We start from the raw sequence: 22081 nt of genomic DNA, 5'->3' as shown, positions 1-22081 counted from the left end.
CGCTGCAACAACGTCACGCTGAAATGCCCGCTCACAGCCCCTCGAACGGCAGTTGAACCGGGGCGCCCGGTGCCCGGACCTTCTTCTTCGCAGGCGGCTTTCCCGCCACCGCTGAAGCGCCATCCGCCGGCTTCCCCGGCGGCTTCCCCGGCGGCTTACGACGTGGCCTGACTCCGACGCCCGCCTTGGCGCGTTCGACGGCCTTGTCGCGGGCGACGGCTTCGGCGGATGCGGGATCGCCGTCCAGCCACTTGCCCCGCTTGATCACCTCGTTCACCCGCCCCTGGTTCACGCCCAGGTGAAAGGCGATCTCCTGCTGGGTCATCTCGGTGGTCCGGTGGAGGTAGAGGATCTCGGACGCCAGTTCGGGCGTCATCTTCCGTCCGGTCAGGCGCCGCGCCGGCCGGATCGAGCGGTTGACCCGGTCGCGCTCCCGGAGAGTCTCCAGGATGTCGAGCGCCGTGGTGTTCCCCGCCGCCTTCAGGGCCTCTTCGAACTCCTTCAGCGTCGCCATGCGAACCTCCTGCCGGTGCCCATGGTCTACAAATGGGGTGGGCGGCGGCGTGTTCCACGGCCGCGGCGCTTAAGCGTCGTTGCCAGAATTCCAGCAGGGATTTTTCCGCACGAACCTCCGGTTGATGCGCTGGATGGCTTCGGCAGTCTTTCCATAACGTTCAATATGCGCATTAAGGGCCTTTCAGCACCCATCAGAACGTGAAAAACTCCCGTGTCTCGATGGAGGGGGCGATGCAGGAAATCAGGCCCTGTGACGTGTGCGCATGACAAGCGATCCCTTTCGGCGCTTGGCTGATACCTTCGGAGTGGCGCCTTTGCCCGGCGCCCTGTTTTATGCCTTTCCCCATGCTCTTCGCTTCGAACTGGGCGGAGAGATCTTCCGCAGCGATACAGAGTCGGTGCCTCGGTTTCTTCAGGCATTTGACCGGGCACGAGCCGTCAGCAGGGAGCTTTTCAAGACCTCGCAGAGCGTGAGCGCCCTGATTTCGTATGTCGCCGGCACGCGGTCGGGAGGCCAAGCGCGCAAAGTCCGACGGCAGATCAAGGCACTTGGCATCGGTCATGACCTGGGCCAGCCGAGCAGAAGGGCTTCTGATGAAGGGTTCGATTTGGACGGGGGCACCTTCCGCTACTGTCACTGCATCAATTTGCCGCCGCGCTCGCACGCCATTGATGCATTGCTGTGGGGTGCGGCGTCTAGGGAGATGCCGATTGAGCCAAGGTTGCGCGGGGCGCTACTGTACTTGGTTGATTTCAACAGGGGCGTCCTCCTCCATGTCTACGATGACCGAGGAATGGACGTTGTTGCCACGAGCCCCGCCCAATTACTCCCTCTGTACGAAGTATTCGCCGATTGGCTGCTCGATTATGACCGCCCTACCATGGACGCGACCTTCTTGCGCCGATGATTAGGCGAATCAGAGAACGCATGAGGAGGTTAAATGATGATCAATAATTCAATTCCTTACCACGGGAAAGCCTATGTCTGCACCCACGTCTTTAACAAGGATAAACCTATATTATTGGTGGATCGAGAAGACGGCGATTGGTGCTTTTTATGTGGCGCACAGCATGATGATACGCCAAGATCCTGCCGTGTGGTCGGTATTGGGCATGTGTTTGAAGACGACCCTACCCTTGAGGCCATTCGAGATCTTGAGCCGGAATGGGAAGCTGAAAGGCAAGTGGTTGGAGGCCCTTGGATACGAACAAGGTGCGGTGCTGGAGACTGCTGAGCGAATATCGGGGAATGGGTTTTCTGAAAACGGCAGGGCCGATCACGCCAATCGGAGTTCCTGTTCCGGTGCTACTCGGATCCCGTCATCTCTAACGTTATGAGATCATCCAAGCTTCAAATGAGGAATGGCTAATGTTAAGCTTCCAAATCACAGAAAGCGGAAAAGCCATTCAAATAGACTGTGACGATGACGGGTTGGCCACACTCATCGAAGCTTTGGAACGAGTAAAAGCTCAGGGCGCTGGTCATGTACATCTCTGTGCACCATCCGCCGGCGGCCGCGCCCTAAGCGACAAGACACCCTGGGGAGGGGAGGCGGTTAGGGAGGTCATCATTACGGTCGGTGGCGATTGACCGGCGGGGGCGGATCAGAGAACGGATTTTATGAGAAATGGCACCGTCGGCGTACGCACTTTGCTCATCGCCAGACGGCTCGTGGAGTTCTGAAGCCACAGCTTTACACGAACCGCCCCGCCAGATCGGTGAACGCCCGCACCAGGGCCGACCGCTCCCCCCGGCGGTGCGCCAGCAGCAGCGTGGTGTAGGCGTCGGCGGTGTCGAGGCTGCGGTACACCACGCCCTCCACCGCCACCTGCCGCAACTGCGCCGGCAGGATCGACACCCCCAGCCCGGCGGCGATCAGGCCGATGATGGTGAAGGCCTCGCGCGCCTCCTGCGCCACGTTGGGACGGAAGCCGGCCGCCGCGCACAGCGCCATCACCTGCTCCAGCGTGCTGGTGCCGTAGTCCGAGGGGTAGAAGACGAACGGCTCGCCGGCCAGCTCGGCCAGCGGCACCGGGTCCAGCCCGGCCAGCCGGTGGTCGGCGCGCAGCACGGCGATCAGCGGCTCGCGCAGCACCGTGTGGAAGGTGAAGGCATCGCCGGTCGGCGTGCGCGGCTCGCGCACGAAACCCACGTCGATGCGCCCGTCCGCCAACGCGGCCAACTGGCGCAAAGACGGCAGCTCGGTCAGCGTCAGATGCACGTCGGGGCTGGCCCGGCGGTAGGCGTCGATGATCCGCGGCACCACCGGCAGGAACGGCGAGGCGGCGGTGAACCCCACCTTCAGCTCCCCCACCTCGCCGCGGGCGGCGCGGCGGGTCAGCACCACCGCGCGCTCGGTGCGCGCCAGGATGTCCCGCGCCTCGGCCAGCAGCAATTGCCCCGGCTCGGTCAGCTCGACGTGGCGCTTGGTGCGCTCGAACAGTTTGGTGCCCAGCTCCGCCTCCAGCGCCTGGATCGACTGGCTGAGCGGCGGCTGTCCGATGCCCAGACGCGCCGCGGCGCGGCTGAAATGCAGCTCCTCAGCGACGGCGACGAAGTGGCGGAGATGGCGCAGATCCATGGACATTCTTTCTCAACCCTCCCCCGCCTCCGGCGGGGGAGGGAGGGGCCCGCGCAGCGGGAGGGTGGGGGCAACGGCCTCTCGGGATGGCGGAAGTTCTTGCCAAACTCAGGATGCTGTTCTAGGATATTTGTCCTATCATGTCTTGGTCACGAAGGACGAACGGAACACCCTCTGCACACTGTTCCAAAGTGTTCCACAATGTTCCACTCGCCGCCCTGTGGCCGGGGCAGGGACCGGATTTCCAGTTATATCCACAGCATATCAAAACTGCCAAAGAAATGTATTGGACCTATGACACCGCCTTCCGCACATTGGCCGTCAAAGCCCTGGTGGCGTGACGGAATATTGATGGAGGAAGCAGTGGCGAAGACGTCCGAATCGCGTCCGGTGTTCAACTGGGAAGACCCGTTCCTGCTGACCGATCAGTTGACCGAGGACGAGCGCATGGTGCTCGACAGCGCCCGCGACTACTGCCAGGACAAGCTGATGCCCCGCGTGCTGGAGGCCAACCGGCATGAGAAGACCGATCCGGCGATCTTCGCCGAGATGGGCGAGCTGGGCTTCCTCGGCGCCACGCTGCCGGAGAAGTACGGCTGCTCGAACGTCAACTACGTCTGCTACGGCCTGATCGCCCGTGAGGTTGAGCGCGTCGACAGCGGCTATCGCTCGATGATGAGCGTGCAGTCGTCCCTCGTCATGCACCCCATTCACGCCTACGGCTCGGAAGAGCAGCGCATGAAGTACCTGCCGAAGCTCGCCACCGGCGAGTGGATCGGCTGCTTCGGCCTGACCGAGCCGGACGCCGGCTCCGACCCCGCCGGCATGAAGACCCGCGCCCGCAAGGTGTCGGACGGCTACGTGCTGAACGGCTCCAAGATGTGGATCACCAATTCGCCGATCTCCGACGTGTTCGTCGTCTGGGCGAAGGACGATGCCGGCGACATCCGCGGCTTCGTGCTGGAAAAGGGCATGAAGGGCCTCTCCGCCCCGAAGATCGAGGGCAAGTTCTCGCTCCGCGCCTCGATCACCGGCGAGATCGTCATGGACGAGGTGCACGTTCCCGACAGCGCCCTGCTGCCCAAAGCCAAGGGCCTCAGCGGCCCGTTCGGCTGTCTGAACCGGGCGCGTTACGGCATCGCCTGGGGCGCCATGGGCGCTGCGGAGTTCTGCTTCCACGCCGCGCGCCAGTACCAGCTCGACCGCAAGCAGTTCGGCCGGCCGCTGGCGGCGAACCAGATCCCGCAGCTCAAGCTCGCCAACATGGAGACGGAGATCGCGCTGGGCCTTCAGGCCGCGCTGCGCGTCGGCCGGCTGATGGACGAGGGCAAGGCGGCGCCGGAGATGATCTCGCTGATCAAGCGCAACAACTGCGGCAAGGCCCTGGACATCGCCCGCGTCGCCCGCGACATGCACGGCGGCAACGGCATCGCCGACGAGTTCCACGTCATCCGCCACTCCATGAACCTGGAGGCGGTCAACACCTACGAGGGCACGCACGACGTGCACGCCCTGATCCTGGGCCGGGCGATCACCGGGCTCCAGGCGTTCTCGGGCTGATCGCCATGGCCGGGCCTCTCTCCCACATCAAGGTGCTCGAACTCTCCCGCGTGCTGGCCGGCCCCTGGGCGGCGCAGACGCTGGCCGATCTCGGCGCCGACGTGCTCAAGGTGGAGCGGCCCGGCGCCGGCGACGACACCCGCTCCTGGGGTCCGCCCTGGGTGGGGGAGGGGGAGGACCGGCAGGCCGCCTACTTCCTCTCCACCAACCGCGGCAAGCGCTCGATCACCATCGACTTCGAACGCCCCGAGGGGCAGGAGCTGGTGCGTAATCTTGTGGCGCAAGCCGACGTGGTGATCGAGAACTTCAAGGTCGGCGGGCTGAAGAAGTACGGGCTCGATTACGAGAGCCTGAAGGCGGTCAACCCTGGGCTGGTCTACTGCTCGATCACCGGGTTCGGGCAGGACGGGCCGTACGCGCAGCGCGCCGGCTACGACTTCATGATCCAGGGCCTGGGCGGATTGATGAGCATCACCGGGCAGCCGGACGGCGAGCCCGGCGGCGGCCCGGTTAAGGTCGGCGTCGCGGTGACCGACGTGTTCACCGGGCTCTACGCCACCATCGGCATCCTCGGCGCCCTGGCGCACCGCGACCGCACCGGCGAGGGGCAGGCGGTGGACATGGCGCTCCTGGACACGCAGGTGGCGATCCTGGCGAACCAGGGGATGAACTATCTGGTGTCGGGAAAGGCGCCGCAGCGGCTCGGCAACGCGCACCCGAACATCGTGCCCTATCAGGCGTTCCCGACGCGCGACGGCCACATCATCCTGGCCATCGGCAACAACGGCCAGTTCGCCAAGTTCTGCACCGCCGCCGGGAATCCCGAGCTGGCCCAGGATTCGCGCTTCGCCGACAATTCCCTGCGCGTCGCCAATCGGGCGGATCTGGTGGCGATCCTCACCGAGGTGATGCGCACCCGCGACACCCGCGACTGGCTGGCGGCGCTGGAGCCGCTGGGGGTGCCGTGCGGGCCGATCAACGATCTCAAGGCGGTGTTCGACGACCCGCAGGTGAAGGCGCGCGGACTCCACCAGGAATTGCCGCATCCGACCGTGGGCAGCGTGCCGACGATCGCCAGCCCGATCCGCTACTCGGGGACTCCGCTGGTGCACGACCGTGCGCCGCCGCTGCTGGGGGCGGACACCGACGCGGTGCTCGGCGAACAGCTCGGCCTAAGCGCCGGAGACATCGCTGCGTTGCGGGATAAGGGCGTGATTTAGCCAATCCTTCCCCACATCTTACCCCTGTCCGTCATCCCCGCGCAGGCTCTCGGCGGATTTTCGATCCGCCGAGAGCCTGCGCGGGGATGACGGCGTTTTTTGTTCAGAATCAGTGCCGCATCCATGACCACCGCCACCACCGCCCCCGCCGTCGACACCCGTTCCGGCATCCTGATGATGCTGCTGGGCATGTCGCTGTTCACCTTCAACGACGCGCTCGGCAAGTGGCTGGTGACCGACTACGCGGTCGGCATGCTGCTGGCGATCCGCAGCCTGTTCGGCGCCATCCTGCTTGCTCCGCTCATCGCCAGGGCCGGCCTGCGCTCCGTCTTCGCGGTGAAGCGGCTGCCGTTGCATCTCGTGCGGGTCGGCTGCGTCGCCGGTGAGGTGGCGCTGTTCTACTGGGCGGCGCGCTCGCTGCCGCTGGCCGACGTGATGACCATCTACATGTCGGCCCCGCTCATCGTCACCGCGCTGTCCGTGCCGCTGTTGGGCGAAAAGGTCGGCTGGCGGCGCTGGGTGGCGGTGCTGGTGGGCTTCGCGGGCGTCGTGCTGGTGCTGAACCCAACCGGATCGTTCGACCCGGTGCCGTCGCTGGCCGCGCTGGCTGGGGCGACGATCTTCTCGCTGGGCATGATCACCACCCGCCTGCTGCGTGACGACGGCAACCTGACGCTGGTCAGCTTCCAGACCTTCGGCACCGGCATCCTCAGCGCCGCCTCGCTGCCCGCGGTGTGGACGCCGCCGGGGCTGATGGACTTCCTGCTGCTGGGCGCCTTGGGCGTGGCGGCGCTGGGCGGGCACGCGGCGATGAACCGCTCGCTGCGGATCAGCCCGGCCGCGGTGGTGGTGCCGTTCCAGTACGTGTCCATCGTCTGGGCGGTGGTGCTCGACCTCGTGGTCTGGGGCACGGCGCCCTCGGTGCGCGTGGCGCTGGGCGCCACGCTGATCATCGCCAGCGGCCTGTTCGTCTTCCACCGCGAGCAGGCGCTGAAGCGCGGCACCGCGGCCGAAGCCGGTCCGGGCCTTGGCCCCGCCGAGTAGCCGACACCGCGACGTCCCGCCGCACGGGGTGCGTGCAATCGGCTGCTGACCTCTGCCCCATTTCCGTGTTGAGTTACGGAAAATCAACGATGCCGGACGCAGCGCCCTACGGGTGCCCCGTCCCGGAGCCGCGTTCGGGGGGACATGACCACACTGCTGCTGAGCCATCCGGCCTGCCTGGAGCACGACACCGGAGACCTTCACCCGGAATGCTCGGACCGCCTGAAGGCGATCACCCGCATCCTGGAGAACGAGGACTTCTTCTACCTGTCGCGCGACGAGGCACCGCGGGCCACCGACGAACAGCTCCTGCGCGCCCACACGCCGGAGCACATCGCCCGCATCATGGCCGCCATCCCGAAGGACGGCTATCACGAGTTCGACAACGACACCGTCGCCTCGCCGGGTTCGGGTGAAGCGGCGTTGCGCTCCGCCGGTTCGGTCTGCGCCGCCATCGACGACGTTCTGGCCGGGCACAGCCGCAACGCCTTCTGCGCGGTGCGCCCCCCCGGCCACCACGCCGGGCGCGCCTCGGTGGAGGGCTTCTGCCTGTTCTCGAACGCCGCCATCGGCGCGCTGCACGCCCGCGACGCGCACGGGCTGAAGCGGGTCGCGGTGATCGACTTCGACGTCCACCACGGCAACGGCACGCAGGAGGTGCTGTGGAACGAGCCGGGGACGTTCTACGCTTCGACCCACCAGCAGGACGCCTACCCCTACACCGGCACCATGTCGGAGACCGGGCCGGAGGGCGGCTGCGTCGTCGTCAACGTGCCGCTGCCGGCCGGCAGCGGGTCGGACGATTTCCGCATGGCGTACGGCGACATCATCCTGCCGAAGCTGCGGGCCTTCGCGCCGGAACTGGTGATCATCTCCGCCGGCTTCGACGGCCACGCCGCCGATCCGATGGCGAACCTGCGCTTGCAGGTGTCCGATTTCGACTGGGTGACGCGCGGCCTGTTGCAGATCGCCGCGGAATGCTGCGAACGGCGGGTGGTGTCGGTGCTGGAAGGCGGCTATGACACGCGTGCCCTGGCGACGTGCGTCGCGTCGCACGTCCGGGCGCTGATGGATGCATGAGAGTGATTGGGCGCGCGGGACTTCCGGCGCCGTCGGAGGAATGAATGCAGGCCATTGAATGGACCACGGGGATGTCCGTCGGCTCGGACACCTTGGATGGGCACCACCGGATGATCATCGACGCCCTGAACCGGCTGGGGCCGCTGATCGGCCAGGACGGCCGGGCGGACGAGATCAAGGACGTGCTGGCGACGCTCGAGGAGTTCGTGCTGGTCCACTTCAGCGAAGAGGAGCAGCAGATGCGCGCCGCCGGCTACCCGGACTGGCGTGCGCACAAGGAACTGCACGACCGCATGTACGACGTGGTCTTCGCCTTGAAGTCCGACATCGAACACGGACGCGTGCCCGAGGCGGCCAAGCTCCAGGCGCTTCTCAACGACTGGCTGGTCAGCCACATCCTCGGCGAGGACCGCAAGTACGTGCCCTTCCTGGAGCACCCCGATCCCAAGGCCGGACAGGTCTGGGAGCGGTCGAGCGGCCGGCCGTACTGAGCCGGCCGGCACGCCTCAGCGGAAAAAGCGCGGCACCAGCGCCACGGCGACCGGCTCGACTGGGGTCCAGCCCTGCGCGGCGATGACGGCGTTGGACTCCTTGGCCGTGCGGCCGGGGCCGAGCGACCACGTGATGTGGAAGGTCGAGCCGTCCGGCCGCGCGGTGCCGCCGCCGATCTCCACCACCAGCGCCTGCACGCCGCGGCCGTCGTCGGCGATGCCGACCACGCGTCCCGTGGTCTCCTTCGGCAACGGATGCTCCGGGCCGGCGCCGAACGTGTGGGTAATGTGCTCCGCCTTCACGGTCTTGTAGACCGTCGGAAAGCGCGCCAGCAGCGCGGCGCGGTCGGCTTCGGGCAGCGCCCAGCCGGTGTAGCCTTTGGACATTGCGGCCTCCTGTGCCGGCCGTCACCCTACGCCCTTTGGGGGTAGCCTGCCACGCCACGCCGTCTGCGCCGTTGACTCCCGCAGGGATGGGACGGGTCAGGGGTGCGGCGATGGCCGTTTTGAAGTGGATCGGCATCGGCCTGCTGGGGCTGGTGGCCCTTGTGGCGGCGGGTGCCGGCATCGCGTTGGCGGTGTTCGACTGGAACGACGCGCGCGGGTTCATCGCCCGGCAGGCGACCAAGGCCTTGGGGCGCGAGGTGGCCATCGACGGCAATTTCTCGGTCAAGATGGGCGATCCCATCCACATCCATGTCGAGGGCCTGCGCGTCGCCAACACCGAGTGGGCAACGGAAAAGACCTTCGCCGAACTCAAGGCGCTCGACGCCGATCTGCGACTGTGGCCGCTGCTGCGCGGCGACATCGAGATGCCCAAGCTGGTGGTGACCCAGCCCAAGCTGGACATGGAGAAGGACAAGCAAGGCCAGAACAACTGGACCTTCGCCCCCGACCCCCGCAAATCGGTCGCCAAGGGCGCGGTCAAGCCCGACAACCGGCACCAGATCCCGATCATCGAAACCATGGTGATCGACGGCGGCCGCGTGCGCTACCGCGACCCGGTGAAGGACATCGACGTCGACACCAACATCTCCACCGCCACCGGCGACAACAAGGAGGAGGAGGTCAAGCTCGACGGCAAGGGCAACTTCGCCGGCAAGCCGTTCACCATGCAGGTCAAGGGCGGCGGGCTGCGGTTCCTGCGCGACAGCTCCAAACCCTACCCGGTCCTCGTCGACGCGGCGGTCGGCAAGACCAAGGGCAAGGTCGAGGGCTCAGTCGGGGACCCCATCAAACTGGAAGGCGAGGACCTGTCCATCGAGCTGCACGGCGACGATATGGCGGAGATCTTCCCAATCTTCGGCATTCCCGCGCCGAAGACGCGGCCCTACAGCCTGACCGGTCATCTCGGGCACCAGGGCGACGTGTGGACCCTGTCCGGCATGCAGGGAAAGGTGGGGGAGAGCGACCTGTCCGGTTCCGTCTCCGCCGACATGGGCGGGGACCGGCCGCGGGTCACCGGCGACCTGAAATCCAAGCGATTGGCGGCGGTGGACATGGCGGGCTTCATCGGGGCCTCGCCACGCGGCAAGGAGGACTACCCGACCAAGGGGCCGGGCCGCATCCTGCCGGCCCGCGAGATCGACCTGAAGGTGCTGCGCGCCGCCGACATGGACGTGCGCTTCCACGGCGACCGGGTGGAGGCGCCCTTCGCGCCGCTGGCCGACCTGGACGCCAAGATCACGCTGGACAACGGGCGCCTCACCGTGGAGCCGCTGAAGCTCGGCATCGGCGGCGGGCAGATCGCCGGCACCGTGCTGCTGGACGGGCGCGACCGCAAGACTCCGGCGCTGAAGACCAACCTGGAGGTCCGCCGCGTCAAGCTGGCCGAGTTCTTCCGCGAGACGAAGTTCGCCAAGGACATGGGCGGCACCGTCACCGGCCGTGTCGAGCTGGCCGGCAAGGGACCGACCGTGGCCGACATCCTGGCGGCGGCCGACGGCAAGCTGGGGCTGGCGGTGGATGGCGGGCGGATCAGCAGTCTGGCGGTCAAGGGCCTGAAGACCAACATTCTGGAGACACTGGGCGTGGCGCTGTCGGGCAGCCAGCCGCTGCCCTTCAACTGCTTCGTCACCGACATGGACGTCGAGAAGGGCATCGTGAAGACCAACGCGCTGGTGCTCGACACGCCGGAGACGCTGGTGACCGGCAGCGGCGGCATCAACCTGAAGACCGAACAGCTCGACATGCGCATCACCGGCCGCTCCAAGCAGCCGCAAGTCTTTGCCACCCATGTGCCGGTCAACGTGCGCGGCACCCTGGGCGACCCGGCCATCGGCATCGACGCCACCGAGAGCGCCGCGCGCGGTGCGGCGGCGGTGGCGCTGGGCGTGCTGCTGACGCCGCTGGCCAGCATCCTGCCGCTGATGGACACCGGCACCAATGAGCAGGCGCACTGCGGCCAGCTGATCCAGGACGCCAGGACGCCGTCCGGCAAGTCCGGCGTCGGCGCCGGCAGTTCGGGAAATTCCGGCAAACCCGGCAAAGCCCCGTCATCGGGCAGCGGACGCTAGGCGCCGCACCGCATGACCACCCCCCAGATCCTCGCCTTCACCATCATCGGCGCGGTCATCGCGCTGCTGATCTGGGACCGGGTGCGCTACGACCTCGTCGGGATGCTGGCGCTGCTGGCGGCGCTGATCGTCGGCATCGTGCCGGCCAAGGAGGCGTTCGTAGGCTTCTCCGACGACATCGTCATCATCGTCGGCTCGGCGCTGGTGGTCAGCGCCGCCATCAGCCGCTCCGGCGTGGTGGAGGCGGCGATGCGCCCGCTCGCCCCGTACATGCGCGACACCGTCAGCCAGGTGGTGATCCTCGCCGGGGCGGTGACGTTCCTGTCGGCCATCGTCAAGAACATTGGGGCGCTCGCCATCTTCCTGCCCATCGCCGTGCAGATGGCCCAGCGCACCGGCACGTCGCTGTCGTACCTGCTGATGCCCATGGCGTTCGGCTCGCTGCTGGGCGGGCTGATGACGCTGGTCGGCACCTCGCCCAACATCATCGTCTCGCGCGTGCGGGCGGAGATCCTCGGCGAGCCGTTCCACATGTTCGACTTCACGCCGGTCGGCCTGACCATTTCGGTGGCCGGTCTGGCGTTTCTGGCGTTCGGCTGGCGGCTGCTGCCCGGCCACAAGGGGGCGGCGTCAGCGCAGGCCGCCTTCTCCATCGACGATTTCACCACCGAGGCGCGCCTGCCCCCGGCCTCACCCTTCGTCGGCCGCACCGTGGCCGAGTTGGAGGAGGCCGGCGAGGGCGACGTGACGGTGGCCGCCATCATCCGCGAGCAGCACCGGCGCTACGTCCCGTCCGGTCCTTGGGAGCTGTTCGCCGACGACATCCTGGTGTTGGAGTGCGACACCCAAGCGCTGGCCCGCATCGTCCAGGCCGTTGGGCTGGAGCTGGTCGCCGAGCGGGATCTGGAGGGCGTCTCCAGCACCGACGAGCTGCAGCTGGTCGAGGCGGTGGTCCAGCAACGCTCCATGCTCATCGGCCAGACGGTCGAAGACGTATGCCTGCGCGAGCGCTTCGGCGTCAATCTGCTGGCGCTGAGCCGGCGGGGCCGGCCGTTGCGCCAGCGCCTGCGCCGCATCCGCTTCCGATTCGGCGACCTCGTCGCCTTGCAGATGCGCGCCGTGGACGTGACGGGTACCCTCGGCACGCTGGGCTGCCTGCCCTTGGCCGAGCGCGACCTGGCGCTCGGGCGGCCGCGCAAGCAGCGGCTCGCCGTGCTGGTCCTGGCGGTGACGGTGACGCTGGTGGCGACCGGGGCGGCACCGGTGGCGCCCGCCTTCTTCGGCGCCGCCGTCGCCATGGCGCTGTTCCGCGTGCTGACGCTGAAGGAGGCCTATGAGGCCATCGAGTGGCCGATTCTGGTGCTGCTCGGCGCGCTGATCCCGGTCAGCGAGGCGCTGCGCACCACCGGCGGCACCGAACTGATCGCCGGCTGGCTGTCGCATGTGGCGCAGGCGCTGCCGCCGGTGGGCGCGCTGGGCATGATGCTGGTGGCGGCCATGGCGATCACGCCGTTCCTCAACAACGCCGCCACGGTGCTGGTGATGGCGCCCATCGCCGCCAGCCTCGCCGAACACCTCGGCCTCCGCCCGGACGCCTTCCTGATGGCGGTGGCGGTGGGGGCGGGGTGCGACTTCCTCACCCCCATCGGCCACCAGTGCAACACGCTGGTGATGGGACCGGGCGGCTATCGGTTTCGCGACTATTCGCGCCTGGGCGCGCCGCTGTCGCTGCTCATCGTGCTGCTCGGCACCGCCGTTATTGCGGTGGTGTGGCCGCTGGTGCCGCGCTGAGCGGGGCTATAACCCTTTGACACGAACCCTTTGACACGCCGGGCGGTTCGGGAAATTCTTCGGTCTCTCATAAAAGCGCCCCAGGGAGACGCGTCCATGACCATCCGCTCCACCCGCTTCGGCCTGACCCGCCGTCAGTTCGGCCAAGCCGCCGTTGCCGCCGGTGCGCTGAGCGCCTTCGGCAAGGCGCCGGCCTTCGCCCAGGGGGCCACGCTCAAGGTCGGCGTCCTGCTGCCGCGGTCCGGCCACTTGGCGCAGGCCGGCCAAGCCTGCCAGCGCGGCGCCGACATCGCGCCGGCCGTCCTCGCCGACCTCGGCTACAAAGTCGAGATCCTGTCGGCCGACACCGAATCGAGCCCCGACGTGGCGCGCTCGCGCGCCGAGAAGCTGATCAACGACGGCGCCAACGTCATCGTCGGCGCCTTCGACAGCGGCCAGACCGCCGCCGCCGCCCAGGTCTGCGAGCAGCGCGGGATTCCGCTGGTGATGAACATCGCCGCCGCCGACGGTCTGACCGAGCAGGGCTACAAGACGGTGTTCCGCAACTTCCCGACCTCGACCATGCTGGTGTCGAACGGGCTGGCGCTGATGAAGGACCTGTTCAAGGCGACCGGGGCGACGCCGAAATCGGCGGTGTTCCTGCACGCCAACGACACCTTCGGCATGGCCAACAAGAAGGCGCTGGACGCTCTGTTCCCCAAGCTCGACATGCCGTTCGGCATCCTCGACTCGATCTCGTACGACCCCAAGGCGCAGGACCTCTCCATCGAGGTCGCCAAGGCCAAGGCGACGGGCGCCGACCTCGCCATCGTCACCACCCGCGCCGCCGACGCCATCATGATGGTCAAGGAGATGGTCAAGCAGCGCTGGGAGCCGATGGGCATCGTCTCTCCCGGTTCGCCCGGCCTCTATGACGAGCAGACCTTCAAGGCGCTGGGCAAGTACGTGGACTACGCCATCACCAACCTGCCCTGGTACGATCCGAAGGCGGACCTGACGCAGCGCGTCGCCGCCGCCTTCAAGAAGCAGTACCCGAACGACCGCTTCGAGGGCTACGCCTTCAACGTCGCCTTCACGCTGGAGGCGATCCTGGTCGCCGCCGATGCCTTCAAGCGCGCCGGCTCCTCCGCGTCGGAGCCGATGCTCCAGGCGCTGCGCCAGACGAACCTGAAGGAAAAAATGATGGTGGGTCCCGCCATCACCTTCGACGAGAAGGGCCAGAACGTGAATCTGGCGTCGGCCTGCGTGCAGAACCGCAACCAGCGCCCGACCGTCGTGCTGCCCAAGGGCTCGGCCGAGATGGACCCGGTCTTCCCGATGCCGGGCTGGCAGAAGCGCGCCTAAAAAGTGCAAAGTCCCTCCCCCTTCGCGGGGGAGGGGCCTTATCACACCATCATGAACCAGGCGGCCTGCACGTCGGTCCCGCGGACCCCGTTGAGCGTCACGTCGTCGTTGTTCGAGAACGCGATCACGGCGTTGCCGGCGGCGTTGGACGACACCGTGTAGTTCATCCCGGCTGCCAACTCGATGCGGTCGCCTTGGGCGGCGTTGAAGTCGAGGATAACATCGTGGCCGTTCCCCGGACCGCGCGTCGCCATGGCGAAGATGTCCGCCCCGGCCCCGCCGTCCAGCGTGTCGTTGCCAAGATCGCCGAACAGCACATCGTCCCCGTCGTCGCCGAACATCAGGTCGTCGCCGCGCCCGCTGTAGAGCGTGTCGTTGCCGAGACCGCCGAACAGCGTGTCGGCCCCGGCGTTGCCGAGCAGCAGGTCGTTGCCCTGGTTGCCGAAGATCATGTCGTTGTCGTTGCCGCCGAAAAATGTGTCCTGGCCATTCCCGCCGGTCAGCGTGTCGTTCCCCTGCCGGCCGGACAGGGTGTTGTTGGCGTCGTTGCCGGTGACGGTATCGTCGCCGCTGCCGCCGATGGCGTTCTCGATCAGCGAGCGCGGGTCGTTGTTGTACAGGTAGGCGTTGGCGACGTTGCCGCGCGCCAGCACCGTCGGATCGCCGACGTTGAGGTGGGCGAGCTGGCCGCGGGCGAAGGTGCTCCACTGGCCGGGCTGGAGGTTGACGTTCACGCCCTCGCGGAAGTCCGACAGATCGTAGGTGTCGGTGCCGCCGCCGTCCCAGATCGTGCGGAAGATCACGCCCTGGTCCGGCGAGAACCGATAGGTGGTGTCGTCGACGTTGCTGGCGTAGTTCGCCCCGTACATGTACTGGACCGCCGCGATGTCGTCGAGCATCGGTGCGGCCGGGTAGGAGCCGGGCGCTACGGTGTAGCTCTCGGTGAGCGGCGCACCGGCGTAGGACAGGTAGCTCATCACCGACATCTCAACGGACTCGGCATTGTCGCCGACCGCGCCGCCGATGCTGGCGTCGTGCGGGTGCTTGAGGCCGAGGGCATGGCCGGTCTCGTGCACCGCCGTCTCGAACTCGTAGTTGCCCGGTTGCCACACCGCGGCGTTGGTCAGCCGCGGGCCGAACCAGACGTCCTCGCCCAGCGGCGACGAATGCGGGTAGTAGGTGTGCGCCGTGCTGGCCTGCCCGGTGCCGGAATAGCGGATGTCCGCCACCTGCCCCGGCTCGGCGACCTGCGTGAAGGTCAGGTCGGCCACGCTCGACCACGTCGCCAGCGCCGCGGTGACGGCGCTCTGCTGTGCGGCGGTCAGCGTGGTGAAGCGGTCGAACGGCTCGCTCCCGGCCGCATAGCCGGTCCAGGTCGAATTCGCCGTGGGGAATCCGTACGTGAGATCCGATGTGTCGGCGCGCACGCCGGTCAGCAGAGCGTCGATGTGGTTGTTGCCCGACAGAGCCACGGGGGTCGCACCGGCGGCCATGCACGTCTCCTATTCTTCGTCCCCGCCCCGCTGTTTTGCCGGGGCGGCTTTGCTGCTGAAACAGTCAAACAAAGAAAAAGCTCAAACCAAGCCGCTGCTGGGACGATATTTTTGCGACAAGGCCGGATTGTTCGATTTCTTTAAAATGCCGGGCGCGTCCGTGCCGACTTTTCACAAAATTGTCCGCATCGTCTTGTCTCTTTTTAATGGGCGGGAAAGGGTAGACAATGGCTGGAGCTTGGGAATACCGACGCCACGCCGCGTGTTGGTGATGGGCGGCTCTCCCGAGCCCCGACCGAAGGACACAGGCGGCTTTCTCCATGTTCGAAGACGATCCATGGCTCGATTCCGGCATCGAGGCGGAAGACGACGCGCTCACTCTGAAGCCGCGGCGCCCCTGGTTCGAGTATGCGGGGGTCGAGCCTTACCGCTCTCCCACAGCGGCGCCGGGCGCCCCATATGATCGGGCACCGCCCTCCCGCAAGCCGCCCTCCCGCAAACCGGAAGACCCCGCGTGATCCGTACTGCTTTCCTCGCCGCCGCCAGCCTGCTTCTTGTCGCTCACCCCGCCGCCGCCGCGCCGCCGAGCCTGGAACTTCCCATCGACTGCACGATGGGCGAGGTCTGCGTCGTGCAGAACTACGTCGACCACGACCCCGGTCCGGGCCGGCAGGACTACGGTTGCGGCCCGCTGACCTACGACGGCCACGACGGCACCGACATCCGGCTGCCCGACTACGTGATGATGGAGAAGGGCGTCGCCGTGCTGGCCGCCGCCCCCGGCACGGTGCTGCGCGTGCGCGACGGCATGGAGGACGTGAACCTGCGCGTGGTCGGCCGCGAGGCGATCAAGGGGCGCGAGGCCGGCAACGCCATCGTCGTCGATCACGGTGACGGTTGGGAGACGTGGTACGTCCACCTCAAGCGCGGCAGCGTCGCCGTGAAGCCGGGCCAGCGCGTCGAGACCGGCCAGAAGCTCGGCCTTGTCGGCCTGTCGGGGGCGACGGAGTTCCCGCACGTGCACTTCGGCGTCAAGCACGCCGGCAAGCCGGTGGACCCCTTCGTCGGAGAGGCCCCCTTCACCGCCTGCGGCCAGACCTACACGCCGCTGTGGAGCGAGGCCGCGGCCAAGGCGCTGGCCTACAAGCCGACCGCGGGCCTGGGCGCCGGCTTCGCCGTCCGGCAGCCGGATGCGGAGGCGGCGCGCCGTGGCGAATACGCCGCCGACGCCCCGACGCCGGACGCCGGCATGCTGGTGCTGTGGACCGACCTGATGGGGGTGAAGGCCGGCGACATGCAGCGCGTGCGCATCGAGGCGGCGGACGGCCACGCGCTGTTCGACCATGCCGCCCCGCTGCCGGCCGACAAGGTGGTCTGGTTCTCCTACCAGGGCGTCAAGCGCCCGGCCGGCGGCTGGCCCAAGGGACCGTACCGGGGGACGGTCACGCTGACGCGCGGCGCCGAGACTGTGGTGAAGATGGAACGCACCCTCGCCGTTCCGTAGGCGGCGCGCATCTCTCTCTTGCTTGCCATACGAAGGACTGGTAACCCGCAGGCCTGATTCCACGGTCCGGCGTCCATGTCCCTCGACCTCCTCTTGAACATCGTCGCTTCGGGGCTGCTGACGGGGCTCGTGTACGGGCTGGCGGCGCTGGGGCTGTCGGTCATCTTCGGCGTGGTGCGCGTCGTCAACTTCGCGCACGGCGAGATGATGGTCGCTGGCATGTACGGCGCCGTGCTGCTGTTCGGCGCTTTCGGCCTCGACCCGATGCTGGCCGCTCCGCTGGTGGCGGCGGTGCTGTTCGTCTTCGGCTGGGCCTTGCAGCGCGGCCTCGTCAACAAGTTCGTCGAGCGGCCGGAGCACATGCAGTTCATCCTGCTGCTCGGCATCGCCACCATCGTGCTGAACCTGCTGCTGATGATCTTCGGGCCGGACTCGCGCGGCGTGATGGTGCCCTACGTCTTCGACAGCTTCGAGATCGGGCCGCTGCGCCAGGACGCCACGCGCACCTATGCCGGGTTGGGCGCCATCGCCGTGGCGGCGGCGCTGTTCGCCTTCTTCCGCTTCAGCCGCACCGGCAAGGCGATCCGCGCCTGCGCCGACAACCCGCTGGGTGCTCGCGTGGTGGGCCTGAACCTGGACGGGCTGTACGCGCTGACCTTCGGCATCGGCGCCGGGGTGGTCGGCATCGCCGGCGCCTTCCTGACCCTGGTGGTCGAGGCGCGCCCGCAACTCGCCCCGGAATACACACTCTTGTCCTTCATCATCGTCATCGTCGGCGGCCTGGGCAGCCTGCCCGGCGCGCTGTTGGGCGGCGTGCTGATCGGCGTGTCCGAGGCGCTGGCCGGTTTCCTGCTGATGCCGTCCTTGAAGGCGCTGTTCAGCTATGTGGTGCTGATCGTCGTGCTGCTGCTGCGGCCGCAGGGCCTGTTGGGGAGGCGCTCGTGATGACGCCGCGCGCTCTGGTTCTGGCCGGGCTGCTGCTGGCGGCGCTGCTCGTCGTGCCGGCGTTCGCCGACAGCTATGTGCTTTCGGTGCTGACCACGGTCCTGTGGTTCGCCTATGTGGGTCAGGCGTGGAACGTGATGATGGGCTTCTCCGGCCTGCTGTCGCTCGGCCACGCGCTGTACGTCGGCTTGGGGGCGTACGCCAGCGCCGCGCTGTTCGTGCATTTCGGCATCGGGCCGTGGCTCGGCCTGGTCGCCGGCATCGCGCTGGCGGTGGCGGCCGGGGCGTTCATCGGCTTCCTGGGTTTCCGCTTCGGTGTGCGCGGCGTGCATTTCGCGCTGCTGACCATCGCGTTCGCCGAGGTGGCGCGCATCGGCTTCGACCACATCGGCTGGGTCGGCGGCTCGGGCGGGCTGTTCCTGCCGGTGGGCGGCGGCAACGATTTGCTGAACCTGCGCGGCTCGCCGACGCTGTTCTACTACGTGATCCTGGCGCTGGTGCTGCTGGCCTTGGGGCTAGCGAAGCGGCTGCTGCATTCGCGCCTGGGCTACCAATGGCTGGCGATCCGCGAGGACGCGGAAGCGGCGGAAGCGGTCGGCATCGACCTGTTCCGCGCCCGCATCCAGGCGGTGGTGGTGTCGGCGGCGCTGACCGCGTTGGGCGGCGTGTTCCAGGCCTTCTACTTCAACAACCTGTTCCCCGAGCAGGTGTTCTCCATGGGCCGCTCCATCGAGATCATCCTGCCGGCCATTGTCGGCGGCATCGGCACGCTGTTCGGGCCGATCCTCGGCGCCTTCATCCTGACCCCGCTGGGCGAAGCGCTGACCAGCGCCATCGGCGCGCTGGGCATCGACGTGCCGGGCCTGAAGCAGCTGTTCTACGGCGCCGCCCTGGTGACCATTATCGTCTTCCGCCCCGAAGGTGTGTGGCCCTGGCTGGCGCGCCGCCTGAAGCTGACGCGCGCGCCGGGCGAGGGCGGACAATGAGTGTGCTTCTCGACGTCCAGGGCCTGTCCAAGCGCTTCCGCGGCCTGCGCGCGGTGTCCGACGTCAGCTTCGAGGTGCCGCAGGGCTCCATCGTCGCGCTGATCGGGCCGAACGGGGCTGGCAAGACCACCACCTTCAACCTGATCGCCGGCGTCTTCCCGCCCGACGAGGGCCGGGTGCGCCTGGGTGGCACGCCGATCACCGGCCTGAAGCCGCATCAGATCTGCGCCGCCGGCATCGGCCGCACCTTCCAGATCGTCAAGCCGTTCGGCGACCTGACGGTGGAGGAGAACGTGCTGGTCGGCGCGCTGGCCCGCGAGAAGTCGGTCGTGACAGCCCGGCGCATCGCCCGCGACGTGCTGGAGCGCCTGAGCCTCGACGATCAGGCGCAACGCCCGGCGCGCAGCCTGACGCTGCCCGACCGCAAGCGGCTGGAGGTGGCGCGGGCGCTGGCGACCAAGCCGACGCTGCTGCTCCTGGACGAGGTTCTGGCGGGACTGCGGCCCACCGAAGTGGACCGCATGGTGGACGTGCTGCGCGACCTGAACCAGGCACACGGCCTGACCATCCTGATGATCGAGCACGTGATGCGGGCGGTGATGGCGCTGTCCGACCACGTAATCGTCCTCGACCACGGCGAGAAGATCGCCGAGGGCACCCCGGCCGACGTCACCGCCGACCCGCGCGTGATCGAGTCCTATCTGGGCGCGGAAAGCCTCTAACCCCGGCGACGCAAGATCGTTTCCGACGGCGCTGCGAATGCATCGTCTTTGTGCACCTGGCGCGAAAATTGCGCAAAAAAGTGACGATTTTGCGTCGCCCCAATACCTTAGTGAAACACTCTGTTAAAGACTCCCGCGCATCCTTCCCTGACGCCGAAGAAAATAAGATCGACCGCGGCGGATGAGAGCGATGGGGGAGATTCCATGAATTGGTACAATGATCTGCGCATCGGGCGACGCCTGCTGATCGGCTTTGCCGCGGTGATCGCGCTGCTGGTGATCAACGTCGGCGCCGCGCTGGTGATGGCCAGTGGCGGCAAGCAGATGGCTGGAAGAATCGCCGATGTCCGCATGCCCACGGCCCTGGCGAGCGACGGGATCTATGCGAACCTGACGGGCTCCCTGGCGGCCATGCGCGGATTCCTGCTGACGGCCAACCCGGCGTTGCGCGCCGAGCGCGCCGAGGCCTGGGTGGAGGTCGACCGCCTGCGCGCCGAGATGGACCGGCTGTCCACCACCTGGACCAGCGAGGCCAACAAGCGCGCTTGGGCGGAGGTGAAGCCGCTGCTGGACGAACTGCGCAAGGCGCAGGACGCCGCCGAGGCCGCGGCCGTCGCCGGCGACCGCGAGCGCTCCATCAAGATCCTCGCCGAGGAGGCGCTGCCGCGTGCCGCCCGGCTGAAACTGCTGCTGGACGGCGGCAAGGACGCCGCGGGCCAGCCGGTGGATGGCATCACCGACCGCCAGCGCATGCTGTTGGAAGCCGACGCGCACGGCATGGCGGACGCGGCCAACCGGCTGATGCTGATGCAGGCGGGCATGCTGGTGCTGGGGCTGGCCATCGCCGCGGCGGCGGTGCGGCTGACGGCGCGCTCCATCGTCCGCCCGCTGACCGCCATGACCGAGGCCATGAACCGCTTGGCCGGCGGCGATTACGGCACGGCGATCCCGGCGGTCGGGCGGCGTGACGAGGTGGGGGTGATGGCCCAGGCGGTGCTGATCTTCAAGGACGGCATGGTGGCCGCCCGCGAGGCCGCCGAGCGCGAGCGCGCCGAGCAGGCCACCCGCGAGCGCCGCGCCCGCGCCATCGAGGAGCTGACGGGCCGCTTCGACCAGGACACCGGCGCGGTGCTAGGGTCTGTTTCCTCGGCGGCGACGCAGATGCAGGCGACCGCCGGCCAGCTCTCCGCCAACGCCGAGCAGACGACGCGCCAGTCCACCGCCGTCGCCGTGGCGTCGGAGCAGGCCTCGGCCAACGTGCAGACCGTCGCCACCGCCACCGAGGAACTGGCCGCCTCCGTTCAGGAGATCAGCCGTCAGGTCGCCCAGTCGGCGTCCATTGCCGGCGAGGCGGTGGCGCAGGCCGGCAGGGTGGACGAGTCCATGCGCGGCCTTGCGATGGCGTCGCAGGAGATAGCCCAGGTCATCGACCTGATCATGCAGATCGCCTCGCAGACCCGTCTGCTGGCGCTGAACGCCACCATCGAGGCGGCGCGGGCCGGTGAGATGGGCAAGGGCTTCGCCGTCGTGGCGAGCGAGGTCAAGGCGCTGGCCGACCAGACCACCCGCGCCACCGACGAGATCGCCGCCAAGGTCACCTCGATCCAGGGCGAGGCGCAGGGGGCGGTGTCGTCCATCGGCGCCATCATGGGGACGATCCGTCAGATCAGCGATGTCTCCGGCGCCATCGCCGCGGCGGTCGAGGAGCAGCAGGCGGCCACCCAGGAGATCGCCCGCAACATCCAGCAGGCCGCCCAGGGCACGCAGGAGGTGTCCACCAACATCGTCGGCGTCAACCGCGCCGCCACCGACACCGGCGTCGCCGCCCACGACGTTCTGGGCGCCGCCGACACGCTGTCCGGTCAGGCCGGCGTGCTGCGCTCGAAGGTGGAGGTGTTCCTGTCCGCGGTGAAGGCGGCGTAGCGGTCAAGCCCTCTCCCGGCTGGGCCGGGAGAGGGACCATCCAGTGTCTCACTGATACGTCCGGTTCTGCGGCCCGCGGTCGTCGCCCACGACGAGGGCACCCGTGCGGCGGTCCGGGGCGGGCGGGACGACGATGTGCAGCTCTTGCGGCGTGTCTTCGTGCACCGTCAGCGACACCGTCGGCGCCAGCATGATCTTGAATTCCGCCGCCAGCGTGCCGCGCGGGTCGGCCATCAGACGGCTGCGGAATCCGGGGTCCTGGGTCAGGCGGTGCGCGATCATGGATTCGACTTCGCTGCGCTCGAGCATGGCGTCCTCCCATTTATTGTCTGTTGTCGAACGGTATCATCGACGGACAATCAGC

The 22081-nt window shown here is 67.9% G+C and carries 20 protein-coding genes; 15 read left to right on the top strand and 5 right to left on the bottom strand.

Translation table 11 applies throughout. The features are described from left to right. Window positions 1-31: 31 nt before the first annotated feature. A complete protein-coding gene (locus ACSVDD_RS21980) occupies window positions 32-514 on the bottom strand; it encodes a sigma factor-like helix-turn-helix DNA-binding protein (protein ID WP_448191536.1) in 483 nt (160 codons plus the stop codon). Window positions 515-779: 265 nt separating this feature from the next. On the opposite strand from ACSVDD_RS21980, the gene ACSVDD_RS21975 reads away from it, so the two are divergent. Together ACSVDD_RS21975 and ACSVDD_RS21970 are read left to right on the top strand one after the other, a co-directional pair. Continuing rightward, window positions 780-1424 (top strand): DUF3885 domain-containing protein, encoded by a 645-nt coding sequence (locus tag ACSVDD_RS21975; RefSeq protein WP_448191535.1) that lies wholly within the window; start codon window positions 780-782, stop codon window positions 1422-1424. A 33-nt stretch (window positions 1425-1457) separates the two neighbouring features. Beyond that, window positions 1458-1751, top strand: coding sequence for a hypothetical protein (locus tag ACSVDD_RS21970; protein ID WP_448191534.1), 294 nt, complete (start codon window positions 1458-1460; stop codon window positions 1749-1751). A 459-nt stretch (window positions 1752-2210) separates the two neighbouring features. On the opposite strand, the gene ACSVDD_RS21965 is transcribed toward ACSVDD_RS21970, so the two are convergent. After that, the gene (locus ACSVDD_RS21965; protein ID WP_448191533.1) at window positions 2211-3104 is read right to left on the bottom strand and encodes a LysR family transcriptional regulator; all 894 of its coding nucleotides are present in this window, start codon (window positions 3102-3104) and stop codon (window positions 2211-2213) included. A gap of 357 nt (window positions 3105-3461) precedes the next feature. On the opposite strand from ACSVDD_RS21965, the gene ACSVDD_RS21960 reads away from it, so the two are divergent. From ACSVDD_RS21960 to ACSVDD_RS21940, 5 genes are all read left to right on the top strand, one after another. After that, window positions 3462-4658, top strand: a complete 1197-nt coding sequence (locus ACSVDD_RS21960; RefSeq protein WP_448191532.1) for an acyl-CoA dehydrogenase — start codon at window positions 3462-3464, stop codon at window positions 4656-4658. 5 nt (window positions 4659-4663) lie between these two features. Further along, entirely contained in the window at window positions 4664-5878 is a 1215-nt protein-coding gene (locus ACSVDD_RS21955) for a CaiB/BaiF CoA transferase family protein (protein ID WP_448191531.1), read from the top strand. A gap of 123 nt (window positions 5879-6001) precedes the next feature. Continuing rightward, window positions 6002-6922, top strand: coding sequence for a DMT family transporter (locus tag ACSVDD_RS21950; RefSeq protein WP_448191530.1), 921 nt, complete (start codon window positions 6002-6004; stop codon window positions 6920-6922). Window positions 6923-7066: 144 nt separating this feature from the next. Then, entirely contained in the window at window positions 7067-8002 is a 936-nt protein-coding gene (locus tag ACSVDD_RS21945; RefSeq protein ID WP_448191529.1) for a histone deacetylase family protein, read from the top strand. Window positions 8003-8046: 44 nt separating this feature from the next. Next, the gene (locus ACSVDD_RS21940; protein WP_448191528.1) at window positions 8047-8493 is read left to right on the top strand and encodes a bacteriohemerythrin; all 447 of its coding nucleotides are present in this window, start codon (window positions 8047-8049) and stop codon (window positions 8491-8493) included. 15 nt (window positions 8494-8508) lie between these two features. Here the strand turns inward: ACSVDD_RS21940 and ACSVDD_RS21935 are convergent, their stop codons facing one another. Next, entirely contained in the window at window positions 8509-8880 is a 372-nt protein-coding gene (locus tag ACSVDD_RS21935; protein WP_448191527.1) for a hypothetical protein, read from the bottom strand. A gap of 110 nt (window positions 8881-8990) precedes the next feature. Between ACSVDD_RS21935 and ACSVDD_RS21930 the strand changes: the two genes are divergently transcribed. The 3 genes from ACSVDD_RS21930 (at window position 8991) to ACSVDD_RS21920 (ending at window position 14144) form a co-directional block, all read left to right on the top strand. Continuing rightward, window positions 8991-11009, top strand: a complete 2019-nt coding sequence (locus ACSVDD_RS21930; RefSeq protein ID WP_448191526.1) for an AsmA family protein — start codon at window positions 8991-8993, stop codon at window positions 11007-11009. Between the two features lie 12 nt (window positions 11010-11021). Then, complete coding sequence (locus ACSVDD_RS21925; RefSeq protein WP_448191525.1) at window positions 11022-12800, top strand: SLC13 family permease; 1779 nt, start codon at window positions 11022-11024, stop codon at window positions 12798-12800. A 96-nt stretch (window positions 12801-12896) separates the two neighbouring features. Further along, window positions 12897-14144 carry an ABC transporter substrate-binding protein gene (locus ACSVDD_RS21920; protein ID WP_448191524.1) on the top strand — a complete coding sequence of 416 codons (1248 nt, stop codon included), beginning with the start codon at window positions 12897-12899 and terminating at the stop codon, window positions 14142-14144. A 41-nt stretch (window positions 14145-14185) separates the two neighbouring features. Here ACSVDD_RS21920 and ACSVDD_RS21915 read toward each other — a convergent pair whose 3' ends face one another. Continuing rightward, window positions 14186-15637, bottom strand: a complete 1452-nt coding sequence (locus ACSVDD_RS21915) for a M10 family metallopeptidase C-terminal domain-containing protein (RefSeq protein ID WP_448191523.1) — start codon at window positions 15635-15637, stop codon at window positions 14186-14188. A gap of 514 nt (window positions 15638-16151) precedes the next feature. On the opposite strand from ACSVDD_RS21915, the gene ACSVDD_RS21910 reads away from it, so the two are divergent. The 5 genes from ACSVDD_RS21910 to ACSVDD_RS21890 all read left to right on the top strand — a co-directional run bounded on the left by ACSVDD_RS21910 (window position 16152) and on the right by ACSVDD_RS21890 (window position 21717). Then, window positions 16152-17141 carry a M23 family metallopeptidase gene (locus ACSVDD_RS21910; protein ID WP_448191522.1) on the top strand — a complete coding sequence of 330 codons (990 nt, stop codon included), beginning with the start codon at window positions 16152-16154 and terminating at the stop codon, window positions 17139-17141. A 75-nt stretch (window positions 17142-17216) separates the two neighbouring features. Continuing rightward, on the top strand, window positions 17217-18086 hold the full coding sequence (locus ACSVDD_RS21905; protein ID WP_448191521.1) for a branched-chain amino acid ABC transporter permease: 870 nt from the start codon (window positions 17217-17219) through the stop codon (window positions 18084-18086). Then, window positions 18086-19072, top strand: a complete 987-nt coding sequence (locus ACSVDD_RS21900; protein ID WP_448191520.1) for a branched-chain amino acid ABC transporter permease — start codon at window positions 18086-18088, stop codon at window positions 19070-19072. The genes ACSVDD_RS21905 and ACSVDD_RS21900 overlap by 1 nt, the downstream gene beginning before the upstream one ends. Next, entirely contained in the window at window positions 19069-19794 is a 726-nt protein-coding gene (locus ACSVDD_RS21895; protein ID WP_448191519.1) for an ABC transporter ATP-binding protein, read from the top strand. The genes ACSVDD_RS21900 and ACSVDD_RS21895 overlap by 4 nt, the downstream gene beginning before the upstream one ends. Window positions 19795-19998: 204 nt before the next feature. Next, window positions 19999-21717 (top strand): methyl-accepting chemotaxis protein, encoded by a 1719-nt coding sequence (locus ACSVDD_RS21890; protein WP_448191518.1) that lies wholly within the window; start codon window positions 19999-20001, stop codon window positions 21715-21717. Window positions 21718-21765: 48 nt separating this feature from the next. Here ACSVDD_RS21890 and ACSVDD_RS21885 read toward each other — a convergent pair whose 3' ends face one another. Continuing rightward, the gene (locus tag ACSVDD_RS21885) at window positions 21766-22026 is read right to left on the bottom strand and encodes a hypothetical protein (RefSeq protein WP_448191517.1); all 261 of its coding nucleotides are present in this window, start codon (window positions 22024-22026) and stop codon (window positions 21766-21768) included. Window positions 22027-22081 lie beyond the last annotated feature (55 nt).

The sequence above is a fragment of the Azospirillum terrae genome, from assembly GCF_053470425.1.
Note: the sequence above shows the minus strand (reverse complement) of the source record. Positions and strands in the feature narration are given on the sequence as shown.